The following is a 5,893-nucleotide window of genomic DNA, read 5'->3' on the forward strand; positions in this document are numbered from 1 at the left end:
CATGACCTCTGCGACCGCCGGAAATTATGAAGAAGCCGCGGCAACGGCAGAATTGATCAAGTCCGATATGGAAGCCAGTGAAAATCCGAACAAATTAAGGCGCTATCACAGGGTACATGCCTACGTGAATTTTCAGCAAGGGAATTATGAAAAGGCCCTGGAGCATATGGCAGAATTGGATCCTGACGATGTTTACAATAAATACTGGATGGCGAAAGCCCATAAAATGTCCGGAAATGATGAAAGAGCCATGGAGCTGATGAATGAAATAGCCCGTGACAACTTTAACAGTGTCCAGTATGTACTTATTCTGAATGAAGCAAAGGAAATGTTGGCTGCCAGTAGTTAAAGCCCTTTAGGCATTGCAATAAACTCGTGGCCGAGGAAATGCTGTTATTGGCTTATATAAAGGATTTATTACGCCTTTTAGCAACCCATTCGCAGTTCCTTAGCCACAGTTATTGGTTACCGTAATTAATCTTTTAGTGGATTGGCAAGCGCTTAGTGCCTTGTTTGCGACCCAATTAAAAAGAAGGAGTCTGTCTGGTAAGCTTTAGCAATTGAAATATGGGTTGTTTTTCTACTTTCTTGAAAGGAATAGCCAGGTTAGGGCGGTTACATTTAAATAAGGCCACTTCCCAGAGCGAGTGATATTATAATTAGCATTATTGCAACTGTCACCTGTAAAAATTTTAATGTTACTTTTTTCAGAAGTTTATTTCCAATATAAGCACCGGCAATTGCAGATAAAGTAGCACATATTACAAGTGTTAAATTGTCTGTTAAACCAGATTTTGTGAATCTTGAGGCGTAAACGCTCAGTCTGGTAAAGTCCACAAAAGTTGAAACAACAACTGCTGTTCCTATAAATGTTTCTTTTGTAAGTCCTGCCTTTATGAGAAATGCACTTCTCAAAGCACCCTGATTCCCCGAAAGACCTCCAAAGAAACCGCTTAATGCACCACCAATTGGCAATTTGTCTTTTGCAAATTGAAGCCTTTGAAAATAGGGTACTAAATCCATAGAGGCGAATATTATCAGCAAAATGGAAATGATGAACTTCACAGGATATACCTCAAATGTCTTTCCAAATAGTTCATAGGCAAATAAGGCCTTTGCGTCTGGAATGTGGAATAATACCCAGGCACCAATAAAGGAAAAGATAACAGCCGGTATACCAAATTTTAGTAGGACACTTTTATCGGCATTTTTACCAACCAATAAGATCTTAAAAACATTATTAAAAAAATGTACTAAACCTGTTAGTGCTATTGCTAACTCAACAGGGAAAAAAAGCATAAAAATCGGTGTAAGGATTGTTCCAAGTCCAAATCCCGAGAAGAAAGTAAGAATGGCAACAAAGAATGCCACTACGGATATTAATACTATCTCCATTTATATCGAAGTTCTAGATCTTTGTTGTATTAATAACTATTGCTAACGTAAGGTTGCAGCCAGTGTGCAGAGAAAGCGCATTCTGAACCTACTACAAAATATGACAACTAAGATAATCAATGAATACAAATAGTATTTATTTGAATCGTGCTATTATTGGGTAAGAATCTAATCTTTTTGACGGCTTTTTTAAAATGAAGTCAGGTAATTGATCAAATACTCCTATTTTTATGCATGCAATTATTCAAAGAAAAGATAGTTCCAATCAACCTGGTATTTCTATCTGGTGGTCTTATACTATTTTTTATTTTGATGTCTTGCTCCTCCAAGGGAGATAAGACCGAAATTCTCAATTCAGATCCCGATATTTCTATTGTTGAAGTACTTACTGATGAAGCACTTCTGGATGAGGTACAGCGGCAAACATTTAATTATTTTTGGGATTTTGCACACCCTGTTAGTGGGATGGCCCTTGAGCGTTCGGACAAGGATGCCTACGGGGTAGAAGGTTGGGAAATTGTTACTTCCGGAGGTTCCGGCTTCGGGATCATGGCTATCATCGTTGGAGTTGAACGAAATTTTATCAGCAGGGCAGAGGCCGTTGAGCGGCTTCATACCATCACGGAATTCTTACTGAATGGAGATCGTTTTCACGGTGCATTTCCACATTGGTACTACGGCAGTACGGGGAAGGTGAGGCCCTTTTTTACAGAAGATAATGGAGGCGATATTGTGGAAACCTCCTTTATGATTCAGGGCCTGCTTACGGCAAGGCAATATTTTGATGCGGATATTTCAGAAGAGTCGCTTCTTCGAGATAAGATCAATCAGCTTTGGAACGAAGTAGAATGGGAATGGTATACCAACGGTCAGGATGTTTTAACCTGGCATTGGTCCCCAGACTATGAATGGACCATTAACCACCAGATTAGAGGATATAACGAAACCCTGATAACCTATGTATTGGCTGCGTCTTCCACCACTCACCCTATAGATGCCATAGTTTATAGTAATGGATATACTTCGGGCGACCAATTTTATAATGGTCAGGAGTATTATAATCAGTGGCAATTACCACTGGGTCCTGCTTATGGAGGTCCTTTGTTCTTTGCTCATTATTCCTTTTTGGGATTGGATCCGAGGGGTCTGCAAGACACCTATGCCAATTATTGGGAGCAAAATGTAAATCATACACTTGTCAACAGAGCTTATTGCCTGGAAAACCCAAAGCAATTTTTGGGCTATGGAGAAGATAGCTGGGGTCTTACCGCCAGCGATAACCAGGAGGGATATTCGGCCCATAGTCCTACCAATGACCTGGGGGTCATTACGCCCACAGCGGCTATTTCTTCAATGCCATATACACCAGATTATTCTATGCAAGCCATGCGCAATTTCTATGAGAATTATGAAGGTAGGTTGTGGGGTCCTTATGGTTTTTATGATGCCTTCAATCTCACCGAAAACTGGATTGCCTCTAATTATCTTGCCATTGACCAGGGGCCCATTGTTGTCATGATCGAAAATCATAGAACCGGACTTTTATGGGATCTGTTTATGTCCTGTCCGGAGGTGCAAACAGGATTAAGCAAGCTAGGATTTACCAGCCCACACCTCAAATAGACTTCTTATATTTACCTAATTATAAAATGTTACTGATGAGATCTAATATGCTTCTGTTTACCTGTCTTGCCATGCTATTTGTATTCAATGGCTGTTCGAAAAAGCAAAAAATGAATGTGCTTGTTTTTAGTAAAACGGAAGGATATCGTCACGAATCTATTGCTGCTGGCAAGGATGCCTTATCGAAAATGTCTCAGGAGAAAGATTTTGATATAACCTTTACCGAAGATGCTGAACAATTCAATGAAGTAGAATTAAAAAAATTCAATACGGTGATATTCCTCAATACCACCGGAGATGTTCTTAATGAGCAACAACAAAATTCCTTCGAACGATATATTCAGGCAGGCGGTGGCTATGTAGGGGTACATGCAGCGACCGATACCGAATACGAATGGCCTTGGTACGGTGGTTTGGCCGGGGCCTATTTCCTTGATCATCCCAGCGACCCAAGCAATGTGCAAAAAGGAAAATTTACGGTAACCCAGAAAGATCATTGGGCCACCAGAGGCATGCCGGATGAGTTTGAGCGTGAGGACGAATTTTATAGTTTTAAAGACATTTCTCCAAATATAAATGTGGTCCTTACACTAGATGATAAAAGCTTTATTGGAGGCAGTAATCCGGACTATCATCCTATGAGTTGGTATCAGGAATACAATGGTGGCCGATCGTTCTATACAGCCATGGGTCATACAGACGAAACCTATTCTGAACCGCTTTTCCTTAACCATCTTTGGGCAGGTATTCATTACGCTATGGGGGGAGATACACCCAAGCCTTTGGACTATGCCATGGCAAGACCGGAAGAGAATCGCTTTAATAAGGTAATTCTCGAGGAAGGATTAGATGAGCCAATGGAATTAGCGATCCTGGATGAGGAACGTATTCTGTTCATTCAGCGTAAAGGAGAGGTGCGCTTATATAACCTTACCACCAAAGAACTGAAAACCATTGCCAGGATCCCCGTGAGCCTCATGTACGTTAACAAGGAAGGAAAAGAATCTGTTGCCGAGGATGGGCTGCTGGGACTCAGTAAAGACCCGAATTTTAAAAAGAATAATTGGATATATCTTTTTTACTCCGCCTTAGATGAATCTAAGAATGTGCTATCTCGATTCGAATTACGGGGGGATGAATTCTTGATGGACTCAGAAAAAGTTCTTTTGGAAGTACCTACCCAGCGGGAAGAATGTTGCCATACAGGCGGTTCCATTGCCTTTGACAAGGAAGGAAATTTATACCTGTCTACCGGAGATAATACTAATCCTCATGGTTCAAACGGATATAGTCCATCAGATGAAAGAGAAGGAAGAAGCCCCTGGGATGCACAAAAATCATCCGCCAACACCAACGATCTGCGTGGGAAGATCATTAGAATTCGTCCGGAAAAGGACGGTACCTATAGTATCCCTGAAGGCAATCTTTTTGCAGAAGGAACCGAAAATACGAGACCGGAGATCTATACCATGGGTCATCGTAATCCGTTCCGTATCTCTATAGATCAAAGAACGGGCTATGTATATTGGGGAGATGTGGGACCCGATGCCCCCGAACCTGATTCATTGAGAGGTCCGGCTGGTCATGATGAGGTTGGACAGGCCCGCCGGGCAGGCAATTTTGGATGGCCACACTTTGTTGGGAACAATAAAGCTTATTTCAAGTACGATTTCAATAAGAATAGATCCCTGGAACAATGGGAGGTAGAAGCACCTATGAACACCTCGCCTAACAATACGGGACTTCAAAAATTACCCCAGACACAACCGGCCTTTATTTGGTATCCTTATGGGCCTTCCCCCGAATTTCCTTTGGTAGGAGCCGGAGGCAGAAATGCCATGGCAGGACCTGTTTATTATTCCGATGATTTTAAGAATTCTCCGCAGGCGTTTTCAAAATATTACAATGGAAAGCTTTTTATTTACGAATGGATGCGGGGCTGGATCATGACAGTTACCATGGATAAGGATGGTAATTATGTCTCCATGGAACGGTTTATGCCTAGTTATAGATTTAGTAGTCCTATGGATATGGAATTTGCCGCTAATGGTGATCTGTATATGTTAGAATATGGTTCGGGCTGGTTCACAGCTAATGATGATGCCCGCCTAATTCGTATTGAATACAATGGAGGTAACCGCAAACCGCAGATCCAAATGGCGGCAAATAAAATGGGAGGTGCTGTTCCATTCAATTTAAAGTTAAGTTCGGACGGCACTAAGGATGCAGACTACGATGACATAAAATACAGCTGGGAGATCACCTCAGGAGACGGAGTTGCAGGTAACGAACCGCCCGTTCTAAGTTTAGAAATGCCCAAGAGCAATAAGAGTTTCTATGTAGCCAATGGATCTTTTGAGTATGATATCAAAGTAAATGACAAGGAAGATGGAAGTCTCAACAATGGGATAGATGCCCAGGAAGTAGCGGTTACAATTGACTATCTGTCTGAGGGTTTTGATAAAATTGAGATCGCACAGGGTCATAGATCGGCAGATGCCTCTGCGCAAGTTTCTGCAGGGAGAAAATTAATGGATGGGAGCGACTGTATGGCGTGTCATAAGAACAAAGAAAAGTCGATTGGCCCATCTTATATGGACATAGCCAAGAAGTACAAGGATGATGCTGCTGCCCTTGAATATCTCAGCAAAAAGATCATTTCTGGTGGCGGAGGCGTATGGGGAGAAATACCTATGGCTGCACACCCGCAATTATCTGCGAAGGAAGCCGCAGAGATAGCACAATACATTCTGGATATGTCCAAACCCAAAGGAAAAGAGAATACGCTGCCTACCAAAGGGACATTTCAGGCGAAAGTTCCGGATGGAGACCAGGGGAAAGGGATCTATATAGTCCGTGCTGCTTACAAAGACAG

At 41.9% G+C, this 5,893-nt stretch carries 4 protein-coding genes; 3 read left to right on the forward strand and 1 reads right to left on the reverse strand.

All coding sequences use genetic code 11. The annotated features are described in order from the left end of the window. On the forward strand, positions 1–349 hold a 349-nt coding region (locus tag Q0X72_RS12955; protein ID WP_297766214.1), incomplete at its 5' end, for a tetratricopeptide repeat protein. Positions 350–621: 272 nt separating this feature from the next. Here the strand turns inward: Q0X72_RS12955 and Q0X72_RS12960 are convergent. Further along, on the reverse strand, positions 622–1,395 hold the full coding sequence (locus tag Q0X72_RS12960; protein WP_297766216.1) for a sulfite exporter TauE/SafE family protein: 774 nt from the start codon (positions 1,393–1,395) through the stop codon (positions 622–624). Between the two features lie 234 nt (positions 1,396–1,629). Between Q0X72_RS12960 and Q0X72_RS12965 the strand changes: the two genes are divergently transcribed. Next, positions 1,630–3,018: a glucoamylase family protein gene (locus Q0X72_RS12965; protein WP_297766218.1), complete on the forward strand. Its 1,389-nt coding sequence runs from the start codon at positions 1,630–1,632 to the stop codon at positions 3,016–3,018. A 35-nt stretch (positions 3,019–3,053) separates the two neighbouring features. Next, the coding region (locus tag Q0X72_RS12970) for a ThuA domain-containing protein (protein ID WP_297766220.1) at positions 3,054–5,893 on the forward strand (2,840 nt) is incomplete at its 3' end.

It is taken from the genome of uncultured Muriicola sp., from assembly GCF_947258935.1.
Lineage (GTDB): Bacteria > Bacteroidota > Bacteroidia > Flavobacteriales > Flavobacteriaceae > Muriicola.